The sequence below is a fragment of the Frankia sp. BMG5.60 genome (assembly GCF_059428125.1).
In genome coordinates, this window is the sequence record NZ_CM182091.1 from 3,086,356 (window position 1) to 3,108,462 (window position 22,107).

Annotated in this window: 18 protein-coding genes and 1 pseudogene; 6 read left to right on the top strand and 13 right to left on the bottom strand. The window is 69.8% G+C overall.

The genetic code is table 11. The annotated features are described in order from the left end of the window. Positions 1 to 88 precede the first annotated feature (88 nt). The 5 genes and pseudogenes from AC5R91_RS12310 to AC5R91_RS12330 form a co-directional block, all read right to left on the bottom strand. Positions 89 to 2,473, bottom strand: coding sequence for a putative bifunctional diguanylate cyclase/phosphodiesterase (locus AC5R91_RS12310; protein WP_495397286.1), 2,385 nt, complete (start codon positions 2,471 to 2,473; stop codon positions 89 to 91). 112 nt (positions 2,474 to 2,585) lie between these two features. Beyond that, entirely contained in the window at positions 2,586 to 3,404 is an 819-nt protein-coding gene (locus AC5R91_RS12315; RefSeq protein ID WP_495397287.1) for an SAM-dependent methyltransferase, read from the bottom strand. Between the two features lie 890 nt (positions 3,405 to 4,294). Beyond that, entirely contained in the window at positions 4,295 to 4,498 is a 204-nt protein-coding gene (locus AC5R91_RS12320; RefSeq protein ID WP_495397288.1) for a HepT-like ribonuclease domain-containing protein, read from the bottom strand. 5 nt (positions 4,499 to 4,503) lie between these two features. Then, positions 4,504 to 4,575 (bottom strand): annotated as a pseudogene (locus AC5R91_RS12325) (DUF86 domain-containing protein); the annotation flags it as partial. Positions 4,576 to 4,666: 91 nt separating this feature from the next. Further along, positions 4,667 to 5,056, bottom strand: a complete 390-nt coding sequence (locus AC5R91_RS12330) for a nucleotidyltransferase family protein (RefSeq protein ID WP_495397289.1) — start codon at positions 5,054 to 5,056, stop codon at positions 4,667 to 4,669. Between the two features lie 239 nt (positions 5,057 to 5,295). On the opposite strand from AC5R91_RS12330, the gene AC5R91_RS12335 reads away from it, so the two are divergent. From AC5R91_RS12335 to AC5R91_RS12350, 4 genes are all read left to right on the top strand, one after another. Continuing rightward, positions 5,296 to 6,027, top strand: coding sequence for an NUDIX hydrolase (locus tag AC5R91_RS12335; RefSeq protein WP_495397290.1), 732 nt, complete (start codon positions 5,296 to 5,298; stop codon positions 6,025 to 6,027). Next, entirely contained in the window at positions 6,024 to 7,175 is a 1,152-nt protein-coding gene (locus tag AC5R91_RS12340) for a 5'-methylthioadenosine/S-adenosylhomocysteine nucleosidase (RefSeq protein WP_495397291.1), read from the top strand. Before AC5R91_RS12335 ends, AC5R91_RS12340 begins: the two co-directional genes overlap by 4 nt. Then, positions 7,172 to 9,169, top strand: a complete 1,998-nt coding sequence (locus AC5R91_RS12345; protein WP_495397292.1) for a hypothetical protein — start codon at positions 7,172 to 7,174, stop codon at positions 9,167 to 9,169. The genes AC5R91_RS12340 and AC5R91_RS12345 overlap by 4 nt, the downstream gene beginning before the upstream one ends. 527 nt (positions 9,170 to 9,696) lie before the next feature. Continuing rightward, positions 9,697 to 11,171, top strand: a protein-coding gene (locus AC5R91_RS12350) for an IS3 family transposase (protein WP_495392209.1) whose coding sequence is annotated in 2 segments (ribosomal slippage) — positions 9,697 to 10,125 and positions 10,128 to 11,171 — 1,473 coding nt in all. Because the reading frame shifts where the segments join, the coding sequence is not laid out codon by codon here. A gap of 1,238 nt (positions 11,172 to 12,409) precedes the next feature. Here AC5R91_RS12350 and AC5R91_RS12355 read toward each other — a convergent pair. The 8 genes from AC5R91_RS12355 to AC5R91_RS12390 form a co-directional block, all read right to left on the bottom strand. Further along, positions 12,410 to 13,072: a nucleotidyl transferase AbiEii/AbiGii toxin family protein gene (locus AC5R91_RS12355; RefSeq protein ID WP_495397293.1), complete on the bottom strand. Its 663-nt coding sequence runs from the start codon at positions 13,070 to 13,072 to the stop codon at positions 12,410 to 12,412. 139 nt (positions 13,073 to 13,211) lie between these two features. Beyond that, entirely contained in the window at positions 13,212 to 14,468 is a 1,257-nt protein-coding gene (locus AC5R91_RS12360; protein WP_495392234.1) for an IS701 family transposase, read from the bottom strand. A 363-nt stretch (positions 14,469 to 14,831) separates the two neighbouring features. Then, positions 14,832 to 15,179, bottom strand: a complete 348-nt coding sequence (locus AC5R91_RS12365; protein ID WP_495397294.1) for a hypothetical protein — start codon at positions 15,177 to 15,179, stop codon at positions 14,832 to 14,834. A 270-nt stretch (positions 15,180 to 15,449) separates the two neighbouring features. Next, positions 15,450 to 15,659 (bottom strand): class I SAM-dependent methyltransferase, encoded by a 210-nt coding sequence (locus AC5R91_RS12370; RefSeq protein ID WP_495397295.1) that lies wholly within the window; start codon positions 15,657 to 15,659, stop codon positions 15,450 to 15,452. A gap of 78 nt (positions 15,660 to 15,737) precedes the next feature. Then, positions 15,738 to 16,769 carry an NAD(P)-dependent alcohol dehydrogenase gene (locus AC5R91_RS12375; protein ID WP_495397296.1) on the bottom strand — a complete coding sequence of 344 codons (1,032 nt, stop codon included), beginning with the start codon at positions 16,767 to 16,769 and terminating at the stop codon, positions 15,738 to 15,740. Positions 16,770 to 17,019: 250 nt separating this feature from the next. Continuing rightward, a complete protein-coding gene (locus AC5R91_RS12380; protein ID WP_495397297.1) occupies positions 17,020 to 17,844 on the bottom strand; it encodes a DUF1918 domain-containing protein in 825 nt (274 codons plus the stop codon). 84 nt (positions 17,845 to 17,928) lie between these two features. Beyond that, positions 17,929 to 18,645, bottom strand: coding sequence for a TetR/AcrR family transcriptional regulator (locus tag AC5R91_RS12385; RefSeq protein WP_495397298.1), 717 nt, complete (start codon positions 18,643 to 18,645; stop codon positions 17,929 to 17,931). Between the two features lie 9 nt (positions 18,646 to 18,654). Then, positions 18,655 to 20,175 carry a glycosyltransferase 87 family protein gene (locus tag AC5R91_RS12390; RefSeq protein ID WP_495397299.1) on the bottom strand — a complete coding sequence of 507 codons (1,521 nt, stop codon included), beginning with the start codon at positions 20,173 to 20,175 and terminating at the stop codon, positions 18,655 to 18,657. A gap of 204 nt (positions 20,176 to 20,379) precedes the next feature. Between AC5R91_RS12390 and AC5R91_RS12395 the strand changes: the two genes are divergently transcribed. Next, positions 20,380 to 21,558, top strand: a complete 1,179-nt coding sequence (locus tag AC5R91_RS12395) for a molybdopterin-dependent oxidoreductase (RefSeq protein WP_495397951.1) — start codon at positions 20,380 to 20,382, stop codon at positions 21,556 to 21,558. Then, positions 21,555 to 22,088 carry a hypothetical protein gene (locus AC5R91_RS12400; protein ID WP_495397300.1) on the top strand — a complete coding sequence of 178 codons (534 nt, stop codon included), beginning with the start codon at positions 21,555 to 21,557 and terminating at the stop codon, positions 22,086 to 22,088. The genes AC5R91_RS12395 and AC5R91_RS12400 overlap by 4 nt, the downstream gene beginning before the upstream one ends. Positions 22,089 to 22,107: the final 19 nt, after the last annotated feature.

The window sequence follows — 22,107 nt, forward strand, 5'->3', positions numbered from 1 at the left end:
CGGCCGTCCCGCCGGCGCGGCCCCGTAATGCGTCCTTTACGTAGTAAACGATGTTAGGGCGGTCACATGCCAAGTCAAGCGTGTCTGCTCACAAGACAAAACCGGTGGTAGGAGCGCCAAACGCCCGCGGTACGGGCAGCACCGAGACGGCCGAGAACTCGGCGGGCCGTCCCCCGGCGGACAGGTCGACGCCGGTCGGGGCGCCGGCGGGCGGGGCGCCGGCGGGAACGGCGCCAGCGGGAGCGGCGCGCAGCCGGCGGGTGATCTCACCGGGCGGTAGCGGTGGCGCGAACAGGTAGCCCTGGGCGCTGTCGCACTCGACCTGGCGCAGCCGCTCGGCCTGGGCGACCGTCTCGACGCCCTCGGCCGTCACCGTCAGGCGCAGCGAATGGGCGAGCTCGACGAGCATCCGCACGATCTTCTCGCCGTCGGGGTCGTGCTGGCGAGCGGAGCCGAAGCCGTCGACGAACGGCCCGGCGAGCTTGAGCGTGTGCACCGGCAACCGGCGCAGGTAGGCAAGGTTGGAGTAGCCGGTGCCGAAGTCGTCGATGGCGATGCGCACGCCCATCGCGGCGAGCTCGTCCAGGGCCCGCGCCGGCTCGCCAGCCGTGCCCATCATCGCGCTCTCCGTGAGTTCGAGCTGGAGCAGCTCGGCCGGCAGCCCGGTCTCGTCGAGGATCCGCGCGACCTGGTCGACCAGGTCGGTCTCGCGGGTCTGGCGGGCGGTGAGGTTCACGCTGACGTAGGGCGCGCCCACGCCGTCCGGGCGCAGCTCGCGCCAGCGGGCCGCCTGCCGGCAGGCCAGCTCGAGCACCCGGCGGCCCAGCGGAACGATCTGGCCCGTCTCCTCGGCCAGGCCGATGAACGCGTCCGGAGCGAGCAGCCCGAAGCGGGGATGCCGCCAGCGGACCAGCGCCTCCACCCCGACCATCAACCCACCAGCCCCACCGGTCCCCCCAGCCCGGGCAGTCCCACCATCCCCGGCGGTCCCACCGGTGCCGGCGGTGCCGCCACCGCCGGACTGCTCGCCGAGAGTGACGATCGGCTGGTAGACAACGATGAACTGGTCCCGCTCGACGGCGCCGGGCAGCATCGTCGACAGGATGTGCCGGGTCACCTGACGGGCGTTGCGCTCCGCGTCGTAGACGGCCCACCGCCCCCGTCCGGCGTCCTTGGCCTGGTAGAGGGTGATGTCCGCGGCGCGCAGCAGATCGGCGAGGTCTCCGTCGGCCACGGATCGCTCGACCAGACCCATGCTGGCGCCGATCGACAACGCCTGGTCGCCGACCCGGACGGGCTCGGCCAGTGCCGCGAGCACGGCGCGGGCGGTGGCGGTGACGTCGTCGATGCCGGTCGTGTCGGCGAGGAGGATGACGAACTCGTCCCCACCCATCCGGACCAGGAGCTGGTCCGCGGGCAGCGCGTCGCTGATCCGCCCGGCGACCGCGACGAGCAGCCGGTCACCGGCGTCGTGCCCGAGGCTGTCGTTGACCGCCTTGAACCCGTCGAGGTCGATGAAGCACAGCCCGAGGCGCCGGTCCGGCTCCGCGGTCATCAGCTCGGTGGCCCGTTCGACGAGCACCATCCGGTTGGGCAGCCCGGTCAGCGGGTCGTGGCGGGCCTGCCGGCGTAACTGGCTCTGCAACCGGTGGCGCTCGGTGACATTGACGATCATCGAGAGCTGGGCCTCGCCGCACCCGTCGGCTCGCCGCAGGCAGGACGTGGTCAGCTCCGCCCGCACCGTGGCGCCGGCAGGCCCTGCGAAACGCAGCTCCGTGCGCAGGTGCGCCGGTCCGGTGAGGCGCTGGGCGGCGTGGGCGTCGCGCAGGCCAGCGGCGTCCTCGGGATGGGCGAACTCGTGCAGCGCCCGGCCGTGCACGCGGTGTGGGGCGACGCCGAGCATCCGCAGGAAGGCGTCGTTGGCGTCGACGATCCGCCCGGCGGCGTCGGCGAGCACGATCCCGATCGCCGCCCCATTGAAGATCATCTGGAACCTGGCGTCGGTGGCCTGGTGGGCGGCGCGATGGATCGAGTCCTGGCCGGCGAGGATCCGCTCGCGCAGGGCGCGGGTGTACCCGTGGGCCAGGGCTCCCTGCAGGGCGGCGACGCGGCCGGTGAGCTCGTCGTCCGTGTCGAGGCCCAGCTCGGGAAGCAGCCGGGCGCCGCAGACGCGGATCGTGGCGGCCAGCGCGTCCGCGGCGCCGTAGGTGTAGTCGGCGACGGCGGCCCCGACCGCGGCTGGTTCCCCGGCGAGCGGCTCCGCGGCGAACGCCTCGTCAGTGAACGGCTCGTCAGCCAATGGCTCGTCGAGCAGGGCATCGACGAGCCGCTCGGTCAGGCCGAGCAGCCGCTCCTCGACGGCGAGCAGACCGGTGGCCGGGTAGCTCGCACCGACGATGGCACGCGCCCAGACCTGGGCAAAACGCGCCACCCCGCGCCTGCGGGCAGCCGGGGACAGGTACCTCTTCTCCACCCCGCTCCTCACAGACCCCGCCGCAGCCGCGCAGCGCCCGGCGAACCGCCCCGACGCCCGTGGACGATCGACGATCGAGGGCCGGAGATCGTCGGCCGGACTGTCGGATGGACTATCGACGGCCGACGGCGGCCAGCGCCACGGCCCGGCTCGGATCGGCCGCCAGCGGGTCGAGCCCGCCGTGCGCCTCGTCCGGCCGCCAGGACGGCAGGTAGACCAGCCCCGGCTCGATCAGGTCGTAGCCCGCGAGCAGGCCGGCGATCGTGGCCCGGGACCGCGGGGTGACCCCGGTCGGCGTCGACTCGTACACCTTGCCCGCGCCGTGCACCTGCTCGGCCCGCTCGTCCGCGGTCACGTGGGACACCGCCAGGTAGCTGCCGGGCACCGTCGCCGCCCGGAAGGCTCCGATGATCCCGGCCGGGTCGTCGCCGTCCGCGACGAAGTGCAGCACGGTGACCATCAGCACCGCAACCGGCTGGGAGAGGTCGAGCAGCCCGGTGACCTCGCTCGATCCGAGGATGCAGGCCGGCTCGCGGATGTCCGCCTGCAGCACTGTGGCCAGCGGGTTGTCGGCGAGCAGCATCCGGGAGTGGACGACGGCCACCGGGTCGATGTCCACGTAGACGACCCGCGCCTGCGGGTTGACCCCCTGGGCGACCTCGTGCACGTTGCCGACGGTCGGCACGCCCGAGCCGAGGTCGAGGAACTGCGTGATCCCCGCCTCGGCGGCGAGGAAGCGGACCGCCCGGTGCAGGAACAGCCGGTTCGACCGCGCCACGAGCGGCCCGTCCGGGAACGCCGCGATCACTGCCTGGGTGGCCTCGCGGTCCGCGGCGAAGTTGTGCGACCCACCGAGCGCGTAGTCGTACATCCGCGCGGCGCTCGGCCGATCGACGTCGACACCCGCGGCCCACCCGGGCATTTCATCCATCATCCACCATCCCCTACGCGGTCCGATCGACGACCTACCGTGAGTGAATTGTCCACCACCGCAGCCTTCGTCACCACGCGGGGTATCGCCGATTACGCAGAACGGACACCTCACGTCCGGATCGCCCTGCCCGTCACCCCACCCACAGGTGCACTCACCTGCGCCGGACCGAGTTGGAGCCCGTCAGGGCCTGCCTTTACTTGTGAAGCGTCAGGGGTTGGTGTGTGGGCGCTCCGTGGTGGCCGGTTCCTGTCGCGCAGGACGGTGATCACGGTGGGGCCACCGCGGCCGCATTGCGGTGCGTTCTGCACGGCCTGGGCCCGCAGACCGTACATTCCGTACCGCACGGCGCCCCGTCTCCGACCTGGATGATCGTCGCGTCCGCGAAACCCTGCCCCACGGCACGACCTGCCACCGCGAGAGCCTGGCCCGGTCCCGACGGTTCCGCGGAACCGCGCCAGCGCCGTCGGCGGCCGGCCCGACGTCACCGACGACCCTGACGCCCACGACCACACGGTCCCACGGCCAGGCCTCGACGGTCCGCGGTCAGGTCGCACCACCACGCCGCCTGATCCCGATCACATACGCGGCCTACGGCCTGCGCGCTACGCCCACGATGGGCGCACTCGTTCCGACGGGCTTTCACGGACTCGAAGGAGTTGGTGGAACAGATGGCCCAGCGGGTCTCGGTGCCGCCCAGCGAGGAACGGGGGTGAAATCGGCCCCAGGGTCGCCACCTGCTGGGAGGCCAACGGGGCCACACAGACCCCGAAAAGGGACGATGCTCGGTGACCGCGCCGACTGGAACACCGTCTACCCGGTAGAACAGGCGTTCCGAACACCCACCGTTTTCGGGCAACCGCCGGGCCGCCAGGAGATCGTGATCGTGGTTAGTGCGGCTGGTCGAGTTGGCTGGTGACCAGCGGGAACTCGGCCTGGAGGAGCATTGTCAGTTGTTCGTGGAGCTCGCGCAGCTCGGTGGTGGCGATTCGCCACACGATTGACCAGTCGACGTCGAAGTAGGTGTGAACGACGATGTTGCGGCGATGTTGCGGAAACCTGTGACGGACCGCCACGGCACGTCCGGCCAGCATGCGCGGGTCTCGGGCGACACTCGTCCGGCGGCCTCGCCGATCACCGGAAGTTTCTGCAGAACGGCGCTCTGGATCAGGTCGCTCGCTCCGAAGCCGGTCTCGTCAACGTCCCGGACGAACGTTGTCGCGGCGGCTGCCGCTTAGATCATGTCGACGAGATACAGCTCATCACGCCGCATAGAGAACCTTGGCCTCCGCGATCACCCGATCGCGGATGACCCACTTCAGTCGAGAGTTGAGCACCAGGTCGACGTGACGACCGACGATCTTCTCGAGCTCGCCTCGGAGATCGACGATCTCGAAGCCAAGCGTCGAGTCGGGCGCCAGCGCATACAGCAGGTCGACGTCCGAGGACTCGGTTCCTTGCCGCGGGCCATCGAGCCGAAGAGACGGACAACTCAGCGACGCCGTAGCGGCGGCACACCTCAGCGATCCGGCTGTCACGAAGGTCGACGGCCACATCACCACTATCACCTCCACGCGGCGACGGCAGTACGACTCGGCATCGCCCTGAGCGTGACGCTCCCGCCGGCTGACGCTCTGCGTGCCGCGAACCACCTACCGAGTCGCGATCCAAAGGGCCGCGAGGCAGCCCGATGCGCGACATGCAACTGGTCGGCGTCCCAGCAGCCAGCACTGCCGAGTTGCTGGATCCAGCCCACGGACAGCCTGCGCGGGATTCACCCTCGGAGTCCGAGCGTGGGTACGTGGTCGCGGCGTCGACCCGGCCGCGCGCATCCTGTCGGGTGGACGACATCCAATTACTGTCATATCGACAGTAAGGCAGCATGCTCTGTGTGACAGGCACTTCGTGGAAGCCGCCGGCCATCCTGATCGCCGTCGACCTGGTGGTCCTTACACTGCGCAGCTCCGTGCTGAATGTCCTGCTGGTCGAGCGTGGCGTCGAACCGTTCGCGGGCGCCCTCGCCCTTCCCGGCGGCTTCCTGGCCGACGACGGCGAGGACCTCCTGGCAGCTGCGCATCGGGAACTGGCCGAGGAAGCAGGCCTGGACGCTGCGTCACTGCTGCTGGAGCAGCTCGCGACCTACGGTGCACCGGGGCGAGATCCGCGCGGGCGGGTGATCTCCGTCGCCTATTTGGCGATCAGGCCGGACTTGCCAGAGCCGGTCGCGGGCACGGACGCGTCAGTAGCGGCCTGGCGGCCCGCCGCCGACGTTCTCTCCGGCGCGCTGCCCATCGCCTTCGACCACAGGCGCATTGTCACGGACGGCGTCGACCGCGCGCGATCGAAACTTGAGAACAGCAATCTGGCAATTCATTTTTGTGCCCCAGCATTCACCATCGTGGACCTTCAGCGGGTATACGAGGCCGTCTGGGGAGTGCGGCTCGACCCACGGAACTTCTACCGCAAGGTGCAGACCTCATCCGGGTTCATCGTCGCAACCGGAAAGACTCTCCGCGATACCGCAGGGCGCCCAGCCCGCCTTTTTCGTGCTGGACCTCGACGCCATCTGTATCCGCCCATGGTACGTCCCACGGACCCAGACTCCGAAGGAATCCACACGTGAGCAGCCAGCCGATCGTCCTCCTTGCCGCCCTGGAACTCGAATATCTCGCCCTGCGTCAACATCTCACTGATCTACACCAGCAGCACCACCCCCAGGGAACCATCTTCGAGACCGGGCGCTCCGTCCACGGCGGCGTGCCAGTCGTCCTCGCCCATATCGACAAGGGAAACCAGTCGGCAGCAGTCCTGGCCGAACGGGCAATCGCCGAGTTCACGCCGGCCGCGGTGTTGTTCGTCGGTGTGGCCGGCGCCCTGCACACCCATCTCGCGCTCGGGGACGTGGTGGTCGCCACCCGGGTGTACGCCTATCACGGGGGCACCAGCGAGAACGACGGCCTTCGCAGCCGGCCAAACGCCTGGCCGACATCGCACGCTGCCGACCAACTCGCCAGGCACCTGAAGATGTCGGCTTCGTGGACGCGGCACCTCACCGATCCGCGCCGACCGCCTCAGGTCCATTTCGGGCCCATAGCCGCCGGTGAGGTCGTGCTGAACTCCACGACATCCGGCCATGCGCGTTGGATTCAGCAGCACTACAACGACGCGCTCGCGATCGAGATGGAAGGCGCCGGAGTCGCGCAGGCCGGGCACCTCAACAACGCCCTGCCGGTAGTGGTGATCAGGGGTTTGAGCGATCGAGCCGACGGCACCAAGGAAGTCACCGATCGTCAGTTCTGGCAGCCGCGTGCCGCCGCGAACGCCGCGGCCTTCGCTGTGGCTTTGGCCGAGCAACTTGTGCGCGCCAACGTCCTTCCAACAGGCGGGACACCGCGACAGAAGGGAACCGACATGTCAGGAAGTACCCACAACAGCGCCTCAGGTAACGCGCGTGTCGGAGTAATGGCCGGCACCGTGCACGGTGGCATTCGCATCACCGCCGCATCCGCGTCCCCGCAGAGCCTCGACGAGGCCATGGCCGAGTTCCGGGCCGCCGTTCACGCGGCCTCGCTCTCCGGTCGCCTAGACGAGGAGACCTCCGCGGCGGTCGCCGACGAACTACGTTCGGTCGACACCGCAGCCGTTGAAACGGAGGAAGGTCGGCGCCGACTGCGGCTCACTCTGAAGCGCATCCGCGGCCTCGTCGGAGACGTAGCCGACCTCACTGCGAAAATCGCCACGATCATTGCCCTCACCAAGGTCTCGACATGACCAGTCCGGACCACCCGGCCAGCCCGGAAACCGTGACGACGTCCAACATCGTCACCGACAACGGCCGGGTCGGCGTTCAGGCTGGCTACGTGCACGACGTAAAATTTTACATCGGCTCCAACGATACTCCCGAGGAGAAGTTCCGTATCGGCGTGCGTTATCTCGCCGGCCGGATGCCGGGTATGGCGCGGCAGTACATTCAGAAGGCTCTGGCCGCCGGGCACACCTCCAATGAGGCCAGCTTCTACTGGCTACTCTCGCTGGTGAGTGGACGGTCCCGAGACGAGCTATCTATCACTGAGCGGGAAATGCTCTACTCGCCGCCGGAAACGGTTCGCATTCACGGAGACGACGACTGGGCATCCAGTTTTAGGATAGCGCACCGACTTCTCCAGGGTTCCCACGAGGCTATCGATCCGGAAATTATGATCAAAGAGATCGACAAACTCACTCCAGCGCACCGTGACTTAGTCGTTCGAAACCTCAGAACGTATCTCGACGGCCCTATCGAACGTCATCTCTGGGATCTTAACCGCAAGCAGGCGAGGGTTGATCAGCAGGACCACAACCGCCTGGGTCGGACCTGGAAGTTCTTCGAGCCTCCGCCGGTGAGGCCACGCCCCTGGGCACCGGATCCCATCAACATCCCGCCTTCATGGTGGGCGTACGGTGTGCTCGGCGGCGCCGTATCTGTCGCTGCCATGACCCGCCTCACATTCCTTCTTGCCGCCCACGCGGACGGACTGGTTACCGCCATTTTTCTGCTGGCTGTCTTCTGCGGCGGCATTGGCGCACGCAGTGCCTTCCGGTGGTATGCGCCCGCCAGCCTGGCGCGGCAGGGAGGCGGCGACAGGGACCGGAGACCGCCCATAGAAAGCGCCCCGTCAGGCGAAATTGGACGACGGTTCGCGCATTATTTTCACAAGTATGGACCCGGTGGTGAAAACCAGGATGACTGGCTTGCAGACAGCGCCTGGATGCGGCAGCGACTCGTCGATCTTGTCGTGCAGCAGTACCGCTGGGTGCGAGTTCAGCGCATCGCGTATCTGATTCGCTACCTTACCTATCAGGAGTACCTGCGGTGGCGCCACGGCACGCTGCCGAGCAGGCGGTACGACCTGCGGATTTCGTGGTCGACGAAGCTAATCGCAGTGACGAGCCTGACTGCCTGCTCCGTGGGCGCCGGATGGGGAGTCGGCGTTGCTGTCTGCACTACCCCGACGTCCGCCATCCTGTCGACTCTACTTGCGCTCGTCAGCGCCGGATCCGCCGCAATCGGTTGGGCGAAGATTCACAAGAATCGGGTGCGGTTCCAGGCGGACACAATCGAGTGTGAGCGTCTGAACGCAGGCTGCCTCGAAGGCTACGACCGGTGGTGCGCGAAACTCGCCGACCGCCCGGATGATTCCGAGCTGGCGGCCTGGCTGGACTGCGATCGGACAGTCATTCTCGACGGCTTCCTCGCTGAGCAGCGTCTCGCGATCACCGACGCGATATCGTTCGGATTCATCGAGACGCCGGCGCCAGGCGCACGACGCGCTCGAGTGAAGCGGGGACCGTGGCGGTACTCCTCCTACCGGTTGATACTTTTCGTGCTCACCATGCAGGGCGTACGGCAGGTAACGCACAGCCTTGACCTTGAGACAGCTGTCGCAACATTCAGGCAGCGGACGAACTTCAAGTTCAACGCAGTGACTTATGTGCAGATAACCAGCGACGACAAGGGCGAGCGCGTCTTCGAGCTAACACTGGAAAACGGCAAGTCATTCAAGATCCAGCTCACCGGTCAGCCCGTCGAGGACGACGGCCCCGAGGAGCCGGTCGGCGGGGGCGCGGAGGACGTCAATGCAGTGGCCGAGATGTCCCTGGATGCCGCCGAACTCAGCCATACGCTGCACGTTCTGGAAGGCGTGGCGGCCGAAGGGCGGGAATGGGCTGCGCGTTCCGGCCGTACCGGAAAGAAGCAGCGACGAAGGGCGGTACCTACCGGCTAGGAAATGGACCGCCGTTCTGAGCGGTCGCGCTCTGCTCTGGCCGGCGTGTAAGGCGCCGCGTACAGGTCCCTAGCTGCCGGATCTGCGGATCATCACACGTAACGCCTAGTCGGGCTTGGCAGGTCAGCCGGGTTTGACATCCATGATCGGCACGAACATCCCGGCTACGAAGACGGCACTGACGGCTACTTTGGGGTTCCGCGGCGACGGACTCCTGCCAGGCCGAAGGCAGTTGACCTCTGGCACTTTTCCCCCGGGGGTGTCGGCGGCCATGCCGGGCTGACCAGCGCGCCCGCCACAATGCGCGACAGTTCAATTGCGTTTCAGCCCTATGCTGTCCATCGGCCCTCTGCCTGTATTGATCAGGTCAGCCTCGGTGCCAGCCTTCCTCCTCGTCTCCGGGCCCTACCTGTCAGCATGAGGTGAGTCAGGTAGCAGCTACCATCTTGTGACCGGGGCGGGGTTGGGAGAAGAAGATCGTGGTGGTGTCGGTGACGGCCAGGCGGGGCCTGGTCGATGATGGTCGGGTGGGAGATCGTGAGGCCGACCGGTCGCGGCCGGATCCGGAGGTCGAGCCGAAGGCGCGGCGGCGGTCGTTCTCGCCGGCGTACAAGCTGAGGATCCTGACCGAGTACGAGGCGGCGACCGGGCCGGGTGCGAAAGGCGCGATCCTGCGCCGAGAGAACCTGTATTCGGCGCATCTCGTGGAGTGGCGTAAGGCCCGCGACGCGGGGGCGTTGGCGGGTATGTCGAAGCCGAAGGGCCGGCCCGCGGTCGACGACCGGGACCGGGAGCTGGCGAAACTTCGGGTGGAGAAGGAACGGTTGGAAAAGGAGCTGGCGAAAGCCCGCTTCGTGATAGAAGTCCAGGGAAAAGTCTCCGAGCTCTTGGAGAAACTCTCCGAGGGCATGCCCGGGACCACCGACGACCCGAACTCGCCGACCAGGCGGAACGGATAATCGAGGACGGACTCGCCCGCCTCACCGAACAGGCCGGCGTGAGTACGGCGTCGGCGTGCGCGGCGTTGGGCCGGGCGCGGGCGACGCATTACCGCCGGCACCGGAAATCCCCCGCCCCGCCGCGGCCGGCGCCGATCCCGCACCGCCAGCGCCGGCAGCCCGCGGCGTTGTCACCGGCGGAGCGGGAGCGGGTGGTCGAGGTGCTGCACTCGGACCGGTTCGTCGATGCCGCCCCGGCGCAGGTCTGGGCGACCCTGCTCGACGAAGGGGTCTACCTGGCGTCGCAGCGCACGATGTACCGGCTGCTGGCCGAACGCGGTGAGACCGGTGAGCGCCGCCGCCTGGCGACGCACCCCGCCCACGTCAAACCCGAACTCGTCGCCGAGAAACCGAACTCCGTGTGGAGTTGGGATATCACGAAACTCCGCGGCCCGAAGAAATGGTCCTACTTCTACCTGTATGTGATCCTGGATGTGTACAGCCGTTATGTTGTCGGGTGGATGGTCGCTGACCGGGAATCCGCCACCCTCGCCGAGGATCTGATCATCGCCAGCTGTGAGAAGCAGCGGATCGATCGGAGTCAGCTGACGATCCACGCCGACCGGGGCACCTCGATGACCTCGAAGACCGTCGCGCTGCTCCTCGCTGACCTCGGCGTGACCCGTTCCCATTCCCGGCCCCGGGTGTCGAACGACAATCCCTACAGCGAGGCCCAGTTCAAAACGTTGAAGTACCGGCCCGACTTCCCGGGTTCCTTCGACACCATCCAGACCGCCCGCTCCTGGTGCCGGGCGTTCTTCGACCACTACAACAATGATCACCGTCACTCCGGGCTCGGGCTACTCACCCCGGCCGTCGTCCACCACGGCCAGGCGCCCGCGGTCCGCCGGGCCCGCGCTGCCGTCCTCGACACCGCCTACACCGCGCACCCCGAACGGTTCGTCCGCCCGCCAAGCCCACCGGCCATGCCCGAACCCGCCTGGATCAACCGACCCCAGAACGACGAAGACCAGACACCGGAGGCAGAGGCCGAGACCAGCTAATTTCCACAACATCCTGCCTCAAAGAGGTTGACAGGTTCCGGGGCCAGCCCGACCCGTAGACGAGCTGAAACGGGAGGGTTGGCTCGCCGGTGCCACCGACCCAGGGAATAACAAGGCTGGCCAGAGGGCCCATGATCGGTCCGCGATTGCGTCGGAGAAATGTGCTGCTGCTTCGGATGACCAAATCTTCGATCCCGGCTGGGAGGGAAACACTGATCTCGTAGGCGGAAGGCTCCTGGATGGGGCGCAGGTGCCATACATGGCGTAGGGTCGCCGTCTGCCGCTGAGATGTGAAGGTCTCGTTAGGACCAGAGGCCTCTGCCTGCGATTCGGGTGTGAAAGTCACGGGGTGGTTCGGGAAGGCACGGCAGTATCTGACGAAAGCGGCAGGGTTGCGAAGGACTAGGCCGAGCAGGAACGGCGCTGCAGGGAATGCCATCAGGATGCCCGGCGACTCGCGGCTCCCAAGAAAACGCGCAAGCTCGTCCAGCGGACGCGTGTCGTATGGAGTGGGGTGGATCTTTTCGGTGTAGTGCCCGGGTAGTTTGAGTGCGTCACGTAGATGGGTTCGGAGGTGGCCGACCGAGCCCTCCGGAAGCCTCTTTGATGGAGCGTTCAGCACGCCGTGTGCGGCCTTCCAGATGGCATCGCGTAGCGTTTGGAAAGCCGGCACCGAGAGGTCGACCACCGAGATCTGGTGGGCGAGGGCATAGTCCAACGCGGGGCCGGTAAAGCCGCTCGTAGAGAATACGGCATAGCTGTACCGATAGCGGGGTGGTGTGCTGCGAGGTCCGGGCCCGCGCCTCGGGTCACGGTTTGTGACGACGAAGTTTTCGTTTACGTCCTCGATAACGCCATGTCCATTGCGAAGAATTGCGAGGCCGGCTGGCTCCTTCAGGCACTTCGCCTCGACGAACAGTCGGATCGGTGACGAGTATGGCGGCACGTATCGGAGCTGACCCAGCACGTCCGCCTGATGCCACGCGCCCCTGCCGCGTACGACGAGCCCTGTCGGGGCGGTTCCCAGGGCCTCAGAGTCATCGCTTTGCGTGAGCAGATCGTATCCGCTGCTACGGAGAAGGTAGGCAAGGCATTCTTCCAGAAGGTAGCCACGAAGTTCGTGTTCCGTGATTGTTCTACCTGAGGCGGTCCTGCTCATTTTGGCGATTCCAATGCCTCCGATCTGCGCCCGTGCCCGCGGACCTGGCACGCCCGTCGGAGCTCTTTGTGCTCAATGGTCATTTCTCAAGGAGTTCGAGACGCCAGGCGACGACGCGTTCACGTAGATCAGCGACGTAGGTGGGGGTCACCCCGTAGGGGGCGAAGTCGTCCGCATCGTCGAGCCGGGCGATCTGCCCGAGCATGGCGGCGAAATGGCCGCGGTCGAAGCCCGGATCCGCCTGTTGGGCGATCTCGCAGAGCCGGTTGAGGGTGTAGCGACCGCCGTTGATCGCGGCATCGATGTCGAGGAAGTCGCGGGCGGCTGCGCGGTTGCACAACGCGTCGACGTTGCCCGCCATAACGTCATCCGGATGCAGCACTGGACCGATCTCCATCTGGACTGGGGGCTGGATCCGCCAGTTGGCGACCAGTTCCACCCGGTGGACCTCGTCAGGCTTGCTCGGGTCGGTCACGTGGAGCCGCGCGATCAGCTCGGTCCGGAGTTCCGTCGCGACCTCGAGACCGTCTGCCCGATAGGCCACGATGACCGCGTCGACGGCGGCTGGGAAGTCCGCGCGTCGGTCCCAGTCGGCGAAGAGGTCGACGTCCTCGCTCGGCCGCTGGAGGATTCCGTGGGCCGCGACTGCGTAGCCGCCGGCGAGGGCGAAGCCGTACGGGCCGCCGACCTGGAGCCCGATCCGGGCGAGCCGCAGGTGAATCGGCGGGGACTGGGCCGTCACCTAGTAGGACTTTGTTAGGTGACTCCGAGGAGTTGTGGCGATTTGCCCTGTGACGGGTCGTAGGGGCGGTGGCAGGTGCGGCAGGCGCCGGTCCAGACGTTGAGCAGGGTCTGGAGGCTACGGAGGACTCCGTAGAGGGTCAGGCCGGCGCAGGGGCTTTTGGGGTGCGGCGTAGCTGGGTGCACAGGGCTTGGGCGACGGAGACGAGGGTGACGTGGCGGTGCCAGCCGAGGAAGGAACGTCCTTCGTGGTGGTCGAGGCCGAGGCCGTCCTTGAGTTCGCGGTAGTCGTGTTCGATCCGCCAGCGGATCTTCGCGAGGCGTACCAGTTGGCGCAGGGGGATGTCGGCGGGCAGGGTCGAGAGCCAGTAGTCGGTGGGTTCGGTCTTGCCGGGGGGCCATTCGGCCAGCAGCCAGCATTCGGGCAGGCTGCGGTCGTCGGCGCGGGTGACCGACCGGCCGGCGGGGCGGACCCGCAGGGCCAGGAACCGCGACCGCATCGCCGCGGTCGGGTTGTTCGCGCTGTGGTGGGTGCCGTGCCGCCAGGTCACGGTGCGCAGCGCGGCCCGGCCGGCGGCCAGGGCGAGGTCCTTCAGGGTGGACGGCGGGTCCGGGTAGGCCGGGACCGGGCGGCGTCCGGTCCCGGAGTACGGCGGGGTCACCGGTGCGGCCGAGGCCAGGTGCGCGGTGGCGGTGGGGGTCACCCCGAGCACGTAGACCAGGTGCCGGTCGGTCAGGGCTTGGCGGAACTGCGCGGCGTCGCCGTACCCGGCATCAGCGACGACCGGCCGGGCGGGCACGCCCCAGCCGGCCAACTCGTCGAGCATGTCCAACGCCAGGCGCCACTTCTCTCGGTGCCGGACGTCGGCGGGGATCCCGGCCCGGGTCCGGCGAGCGCGGACCGCCGCGGCCTCGGTCGGATCATCGCAGCATGTGTCGTCCCAGCTGGCCGGCAGGAACAGTCGCCAGTCCAGCGCCGCCGACGCCCAGTCGGTGACCGCGTGCACGGACACCCCGATCTGGCAGTTCCCGACCTTGCCCAACGTCCCGGAGTACATCCGGGCCACTCCGGGCGAGGCGGGCCCGTCCTTCGGGAAACCGGTGTCGTCGACGACCAGCGCCTGCGGGGCCACGAAGTCCACCGCCCAGCCCGCCAGCCGGGCACGGACCTCACCATGCTCCCAGGTCGAGTTCCGCAGGAACTGCTGCAACCCCTGATGATCCACCCCGAGGCGCTCGGCCATCGGGACCAGGCTCTTGCGCTTCCCGTCCAGCATCAGCCCACGCAGATACGCCTCGCCCTTGGCCCGCTGGTCCTTACGCGGCAGGTCCGCGAACATCCGGGCCGCGAACTCCTCCACGACCGGACGCACCTGCTCCATCTCCTCCGGCGTCACAGCAGGCAGCGAACCAGGCGAAGATCCCAACAGCCAAACCAGACGATCAAAGACCTAACAAAGTCCTACTAGGCTAGTACTACAGTTTCAGTGATCTTTCTGTCGGCTCGATGGCCGTGTCGAAGTTCTCCGCTGCGCGGTCGCGTGACCGGTGGTGGTAATGCTTGGCGCCGCCGATGGGGCGTTCAAGCGGCGCAAGCTGGGGTCCCGGGTCCAGGGAACGTCTTCGGAGGCACGCGAACGGGTAGCAGATTGCGCTAGGAGTGGGAGCGATCGGACTTCGAGAGACCCGCGGCAGCGACACCTAACGCGCCACGCCGTCCGCCGAGCAGAGATCACATCCCGACCACTGGGGCTGTAGTACTAGGCCGCGGTCGGGCGCCCAGCGGTCAGCTCGGGGAACCGGGCCTCCCAGCGGCTACGGACCTGCGGCGGAAGAACCAGGTCACCCCAGAGCCGGACCAGCGTGGGCCCCTCCAGCCAGCGGGACAGATCCGCAGTCCTGGACGCCTCCCGGAGCACCGTCTCGTACATCCGTGCAAGACGGCCGGGGTTCGTCAGGTCGTACCGAGCTGAGCCCGACCAGTCCAGCCACCGGTCCAGAACCACCACTCCCGATGTCGGACCCTCCAGCTCGTCCAAAGAGTTCGCGACCGCGTAGGGACGCACGTCGTCGTACCGCGAGCCCGGGGGCGGCCCGCCGGATGGCATACCACTCATCCTCGACACCAACCTCCCAGACAGGTCCTCGCGTCGAAGAGTGCTCTTACCCTCTCCACAGTAGACTAGGCCCAGGCTTACCCTCATCGGCGCCGCCGGGTAGATCACCGCGTGGTGCGAGAGGGGCCCTTCGCATCCCATCCAGGCGCGCGATGAGGTCGTTGCCCCCACGGACTCGGAGGAGGCTCGAGCGGCCTGCCAGGGTCGACCTCGCTCCGCTGGTTGACCGACGTGAGGGAACGCCTGGTCAGGCTTGATAGGTCAGCTGGGATTGACGTCGACGAGAAGAACGTCATAACCCTGCTCGGCAAGGTGCGCGGCGTGCGTTCCCGGCCCGCCGCCGACGTCGACGAGACTGCCGCGCCCAGGTAGGAACCGGGCGAAGATGTCCCAGGTCCGAAGCCGGACGAGGTCGCCGATGCCCGGCTTCCACAGCCGGCGGTCCTCGTCGGCCACCTCGTACCGGGCCACCACGCGACCATAAATCTGCACCCGGCAGAGTTTAGGAAGACCTGCGCTGTCCTTCGATTCCTTCTGTCGTCGCCCGCATCAGGTCGTGGGAACCATGACGACGCGGCCGGAGACGTCGCCCGCGCGCAGGCGGTCGTAGGCGGCGGGCATGTCGGCCAGCGGGACGGTCTCGACGTGGGCGCGGATCAGGCCGGCGCGAGCGAGGTCGAGGACCTCGAACAGCTCGCCGCGGGTGCCCCAGTACGGCAGCGAGACGTCGACGTCGAACGGCACCGTCCCGAGCCGGAACGGCAGCGCCCCGCCGGCCAGGCCCACGACGGTGATCCGTCCCTCGGCCCCGACGGCAGCCGCGGCGGTGGCCATCGTCGCGGCGCTGCCGACCATGTCGAACACGGCCTGCGCGCCCAGTCCGCCGGCGGTCTGCGCCCGGATCGCGGCGGCCGCGTCCTCGCCCGCCGGCACCGCCGCGTGCGCGCCGAGAGCCAGCGCCTGGACGAGCTTGCCCGGGGCGACGTCGATGGCCACGACGCGGGCCGGGGTGATCGCCCGAAGGATCTGGATGCCGAGGTGACCGAGGCCGCCGGCCCCGATCACCACCGCGGTCGAGCCCGGCCCGAGCAGCGGCAGGGCCTTGCGGATCGCGTGATACGGGGTCAGCCCGGCGTCGGTGAGCGGCGCGGCGGCCACCGGGTCGAGGTCGCCGAGCGGGACGAGGTGGCGCACGTCGTCGACGAGCAGGTACTCGGCCATACCGCCGTCCCCACCGAGGCCCGGGCCACCCATCCCGTGGGTAACCTCGCAGTACTGTTCGGCGCCGCGGGCACACGCTCGGCAGTGCCCGCAGCCCCAGGGCCCGTAGACGGCACAGGCGTCACCCACCCGCACCGCGCTGACCCCCGGGCCGATCGCGTCGACCCAGCCGGTGGACTCGTGGCCGAGGGTGAACGGTAGGCGCAGCCCCTGCCCGGCGAGCTGCTCCGGCGGCATCTCCATCAGGTGCAGGTCGCTGTGGCAGGCCCCGGCGGCGGCCACCCGCAGCCGCACCTGGCCCGGCCCGGGGACCGGATCGGGCACCTCGACGAGCTCGGGAGCCGACTGGTGACGGGTCATCCGCAGCGCGTGCAACGAGCCCCCTCGCCCTGGCCCGCGGTCCTCGCGAGCACCACGCCCATCCTCGCCCTGACGATGGTCAGACGCGCGCCCCGGCCAGACGCCCAGCGCCGGCGGGGGGCGCCGGCGGGGGGCGCCGGCGGGGGCCGTCGGGCCGAGACGCCGCGCTGGGGCCGCCGGGCTGAGGCACGGCGCTGGGGCCCGCCGGCCGGGCAGGGGCCGCCGGGCAGGGGCCGCCGGGCAGGGGCCGTCAGACCGGGGCCACCGGGCCGGCATTGCTGCGCAGGGGCTGCACCTCGGCGTCCGGTCCCGGGTAGACGAAGGTGGCGTGGCCGCCATCGCCCCATCGGACCAGGTAGGGCGGGTCGCCGGCGGGCGAGTGAACCTCGAGGATCTCCCCGCCGCACGGCGGCCGGCCGGGGTTCGGCGGCGAGACGACCAGCCGGTCGCCTACGGACGCCCGCCAGCGGCCGAGCCGGGGCTCGGGTAGCCAGGTGACGGTCTTCGGGCCGGGCAGCCCGCCCTCGTGCGAGGAACGCGGGGTCTCGGCGGCCACCGCCGCGGCGAGATCGGCCAGTCCCGGCAGGTCGGCGAGTTCGGCGGTCGACTCCCGGCCGGCCGGGACGACCGTTGCGAGCGCACCCGCCCCGGAGCCACCGGCGGCCCGCCCAGCCGGCGCCGGCATCGCGGCCGACGCCGGGGCCGCGGCCGACGCCGGCACCGCGACGACATCGTCGAGCGCGATCAGGCCGACCACCCGGCCATTGTCGGTGAGCGGCAGCCGCCGGACGGTGTGCTCGCGGAACATGCGGACCACGTCGACGGGGTCGGCGTCCACGTCCAGGGTGACGACGCCGCGGGTCATCACGGCCTCGACCCGGCCGTCGAAGGGGATGCGCCGGCGTAGCGACCGCAGCGCCAGGTCCCGGTCGGTCACGATCCCGACGAGGTCCTCGCCGTCCATGACCAGCAGTGATCCCACCCCCTGCACGTCCATCCACCGGGCCGCCTCGACGATGGTCATCTCGCGGGGCACCGTGACGGGCTTGTGACGGGGAAACCGCACACCGGCCATTGCTCCTCCTCCGCCCTGCGCGCCAATGCGCAGTCGTGTTCGGCTGTTGGCGGTCTCCAGCCTCCGGCATGAACAACGCCCAGGTCAGTGCCGTTCGACCCGAACCGGGACGCCGGAGGTCACCACGACCGAGGCCGACCCGACCGGATACGGACGGACGACGTCGGAAACGAGGGAACGGATGTGGTCCAGCACGGTGGCGAGAGCGACCCGCAGCGGCGCCACCTCGCGGCGGGTCCGGGCGAGCAGCAGGCCGCCCTGCACCGCGGCGAGCAGGGTGAGGGCGAGGCGCTCCGGGTCCGCCTCGTCCCGCAGCTCGCCCCGGGCGCGCATGGCCGCCAGTCCCTCCCGGATGGCGGCCTCCCAGCGGGCGAACGCCGCCGCCAGGGCCTCGCGGGCGACCGGATCCGCGTCGGCGAGCTCGCTGGCGAGCGACCCCAGCGGGCAGCCGCCGCGCAGATGCAGACCTAGGTGGAAGTCGACGAGCGTGTCCGCCCAGGCCGCCAGCCCCGCCAGGCTGTCCAGCCGGCTGAACAGTGGCTGCTGGAAGGCGAGCACGGCCTCGGTCTGGTAGGCGACCACGGCGCGGACCAGCGCGTTCTTGTCCTCGAAGTAGTGGTAGAGCTGCGAGCTGCTCACCGAGGCGGCGGCGCGGACGTCCTCGGTGCTGGTGCCGGCGACGCCCCGGGCGTACATGAGCCCGGCGGCGGCCGCCACGATCCGCGCCCGGGTGGCCTGGCCCTTGCGGGTGATCCGGCGTCCGTCCTGGTCGCCGGCACCGCCGGGGACGGGTGGGCTCATCGACGAACCCTACCTCTCTGGAACCGTCACTCCAGAATCCAGCGGCCGGGCGAGGAGCGTCGGTTCCGCGTCCCGATCTACCCGGGGGCCGGGGACGGCGAGTCGGCGGCGCAGGCCGGTCACGGCGAGGACGATCGCGGCGGCCACCGCGTAGGAGGTCACCCGCAAGGTCCAGGCATCGCCGGGTAGATCGGTGAACAGCGAGATGTAGACGGGATGGGCGGCGGCGGCCACGGCGAGCCACTCCAGCCGCCCGGCGACGACGGCGAGCGCCGCCAGCAGCACGCCGTACCAGGGCTGCACCGGCGTGGCGACGAGGAACGCCGCGCCCACCGTCCACAGCGCGGCCCGTTCGGGGGGCAGCCGGTCGGGGTCGGTGCGCCACACGGCCACCGTCACCGCCGCGAGCACCGCCACCGCCACCGCCTTCGCCGCCGACCCGCCGAGGTGCAGCACGCCGGCGAGCAGCAGGAACCGCGCGCCCTGGCCGTAGCCCTCGACGTCCAGGTACTGCGGGAGGAAGCCGAGCACACCGGTGCCGACGGCGAACAGGTGCGGCAGGTACGCCAGCCCGACGACCCCCAGCGCCGCACCGACCAGCGCGACCGGGCGACGCCGGGCGGCGGCCGGCAACAGCAGCGCCGGGTACAGCTTCACCGCCACCGCGGCGCCGAGCAGTGCCCCGGCCGCCGCCACCCGCCGCCGGGACGGCCGCGCGGGCCGCGGCGGGCTCGACGACGACGGTGGGATCGACGGCGGGATCGACGGCGGGCGGACGGAGCGGTGGGTGAGCACGGCGAGGCCGGCCAGCGCGAACAGGGCGCCGAGAACGTCGACATGCGCGTCCGAGCCGATCTCCAGGCCGGCCAGCGGCGACAGCGCGTAGAACGCCGCGTACCGGGGGTCCCGGCCGCGGGCGATGAGCATCCGCATCAACAGGCCGGTCAACGCCAGCGACAGCAGCGAACCGTAGAGCTGGAGCTTGTGCTCCCGCGGCGGGCCGGGCAGGTAGTGCACGGCGGTGAAGTACGCCTGCGCCACCGGCGGGTAGATGGTGTGCGCCCGCGGGTAGTTGAGACGGATGCAGTGCGGGCCCCGCTCGATCGCCGCGCAGCCGGCGGCGTCGGGGAACAGCCACTGGTCGCGCAGCCCGGCCAGGTGCGGGTCCAGCGGTCCATAGCGGTAGGGGTCGACGCCGGCGGCCTGCACCCGGCCGTCCCAGGCGTAGCGGTAAAGGTCGTCGGAGAGCTGTGGCGGTCCGGTCGCCGCGACCGCGTGCACGGCGAGGATCCCGGCCAGCAGCATGCCAGCGGCGGCCCGCCGGTTCGCCGACCGCACGAGTGACGCGGCCGTCGCGGCCCCGAGGACCCACCACACGAGCACCCCGGGCAGCACGCCGGCCCGGCCGGGCAGGTAGCCGGGGACCGCGCGGATGGCGAGCTGCGTGGCGAGCACCCCCGCCAGCCCGACGCCCGCGCCGATCAGGGCACGGTCCGGGCGGCTTCGCGGCACGACGGCGGGTGGCGGCATGCCCCGAGCCTCGCAGGACAACAGGGGGACGCCCGGCTGCTGTGACCCGGTTTCCTCGTTCCGTAAGGCGATGATCAGGCCGGATTCCGGTTGCCGCGACCTACGGTTCCTCTCGTGCGACGGTTTCTCCGTGTGTTCTCCGCCAGCCGGTCGGCCAGCGGGGCCCGTCTGCTTTCCGCGAGGCTGCCGGAACCACCGGTGGCGGTGCGCCGCGGTCCGCTGCGCGCTGGAGCGTTCCCGAGCACGCTGCATGATCCACGAGTGGCATCGCTGCTGGGAATCGCGCTCGGGATCGCCTTCGGAACCTGCTTCCTGACCGGGCTCGTGTCACATTTCATGCAACACCCACCGGGCTGGCTGCAATGGCCGTCCCGGCCGGTCTGGCTGTACCGGGCGACACAGGGCCTGCATGTCACGACCGGTCTGGCCAGCGTTCCGCTGCTGCTGGTGAAGCTGTGGACGGTGTATCCGCGGTTGTGGCAATGGCCGCCGCTGCGGTCCGTCGGGCATGCCCTGGAACGGCTCACGATCGTGCCGCTGATCGCCGGCTCCATCTTCCAGCTCGCGACGGGCATCGCGAACGTCGCCCAGTGGTACCGGTTCCACTTCTTCTTCACCGTGACCCATTACTGGGTCGCCTGGATCACTATCGGCGCCCTGGTCGTGCATATAGCCGCGAAGCTGACGGTCGTACGCGCGAACGTGGGCCGGAAACGAGACGAGAAGCTTCCCCGCGCAGACACGGTGACGGCGGCGGAAAGGCCGCCCGGCGACAGTGGCCCGCCGACCGGCGGCCTCACCCGCCGTGGGCTGGCGGTGGCGACCGGCACCGCGGCGGCCGTCATCGTCGCGACGACGGCCGGCCAGGCTGTTCCCGCGCTGGCACCGCTCGACCTGCTCGCTCCCCGCCGGCCCGACCTCGGTCCGCAGGGGTTGCCGGTGAACCGGACCGCACGGGCCGCCCGGGTCACCGCCGCGGCCCGCGATCCGGAGTACCGACTGGAGATCGTTGGCGCCCGCCGGATCATCTACCACCTCGCCGAGGTGCACGCGCTGCCCCGCCACACCGTGCGGCTGCCGATCACCTGTGTCGAGGGCTGGTCGGCCGATGCGACCTGGCACGGCCCCCGGCTGCGCGACCTGCTCGACGCGGCGCTCATCCCCGTCGACGCCACCGTCCGGGTCGAGTCGCTGGAGGCGCGCGGCGGCTACCGCGCCAGCGAGGTGCGCCCCGCTCACGCCCGGGATCCGCTGACCCTGCTGGCCACCGGCCTTGACGGCGCCGACCTCGACCTCGACCACGGCTACCCGGCCCGGCTCATCGCGCCCGACCGGCCCGGCGTTCTGCAGACGAAGTGGGTGCACCGGGTGGTGATGCTGTGACGAGCGACGGCGACGGCAGGACCGGGAGGAGCGTCGCGGGCCCGAGCGTCGCGGGCCCGAGCGTCGCGGGCCCGAGCGTCGCGGGCCTTGCGTTGCGGGTGGTACTGGCGGCGGCGGGGCTCGCCGCGCTCGGTTACGGCGTCCACGGCCTGCTGACGATGTCCCGGGCGACGAGCCCACCGAACGCCGCCGCCTGGCTGATCGGCGGGGTCGCCGTCCACGACGCGCTGGCCGTGCCCGTGACGATGGTCGTGGGCTTCGCCCTGAGCCGCCTCGTCCCGGCGCCCTACCGCGCCGTCGTCCAGGGCGCGCTGATCGTCAGCGGGGCGGTGGCGCTGGCATCGCTGCCGCTGTGGCGCGGCTATGGCGGGTCCGCCGACAACCCCTCGGTGAACCCGCTGCCTTATGTCCGCAACCTGGCCATCGTCCTCGGCACGGTCTGGGCCGGCGCCGCGCTCGTCATGGCCTGCCGAGCCCGCCGAGCCCGCCGAGCCCGCAACGCCCGTCGGGATTCGCGAACAAGCCCCTGATCACAGCCAGGCACGCGCG

Bases quoted from the DNA above. Each gene is read 5' to 3' on its own strand.
- AC5R91_RS12315 (WP_495397287.1), bottom strand. From the start codon at position 3,404: ATGGATGAAATGCCCGGGTGGGCCGCGGGTGTCGACGTCGATCGGCCG.
- AC5R91_RS12320 (WP_495397288.1), bottom strand. From the start codon at position 4,498: ATGCTGGCCGGACGTGCCGTGGCGGTCCGTCACAGGTTTCCGCAACAT.
- AC5R91_RS12345 (WP_495397292.1), top strand. From the start codon at position 7,172: ATGACCAGTCCGGACCACCCGGCCAGCCCGGAAACCGTGACGACGTCC.
- AC5R91_RS12365 (WP_495397294.1), bottom strand. From the start codon at position 15,179: ATGCCATCCGGCGGGCCGCCCCCGGGCTCGCGGTACGACGACGTGCGT.
- AC5R91_RS12375 (WP_495397296.1), bottom strand. From the start codon at position 16,769: ATGACCCGTCACCAGTCGGCTCCCGAGCTCGTCGAGGTGCCCGATCCG.
- AC5R91_RS12380 (WP_495397297.1), bottom strand. From the start codon at position 17,844: ATGGCCGGTGTGCGGTTTCCCCGTCACAAGCCCGTCACGGTGCCCCGC.
- AC5R91_RS12385 (WP_495397298.1), bottom strand. From the start codon at position 18,645: ATGAGCCCACCCGTCCCCGGCGGTGCCGGCGACCAGGACGGACGCCGG.
- AC5R91_RS12390 (WP_495397299.1), bottom strand. From the start codon at position 20,175: ATGCCGCCACCCGCCGTCGTGCCGCGAAGCCGCCCGGACCGTGCCCTG.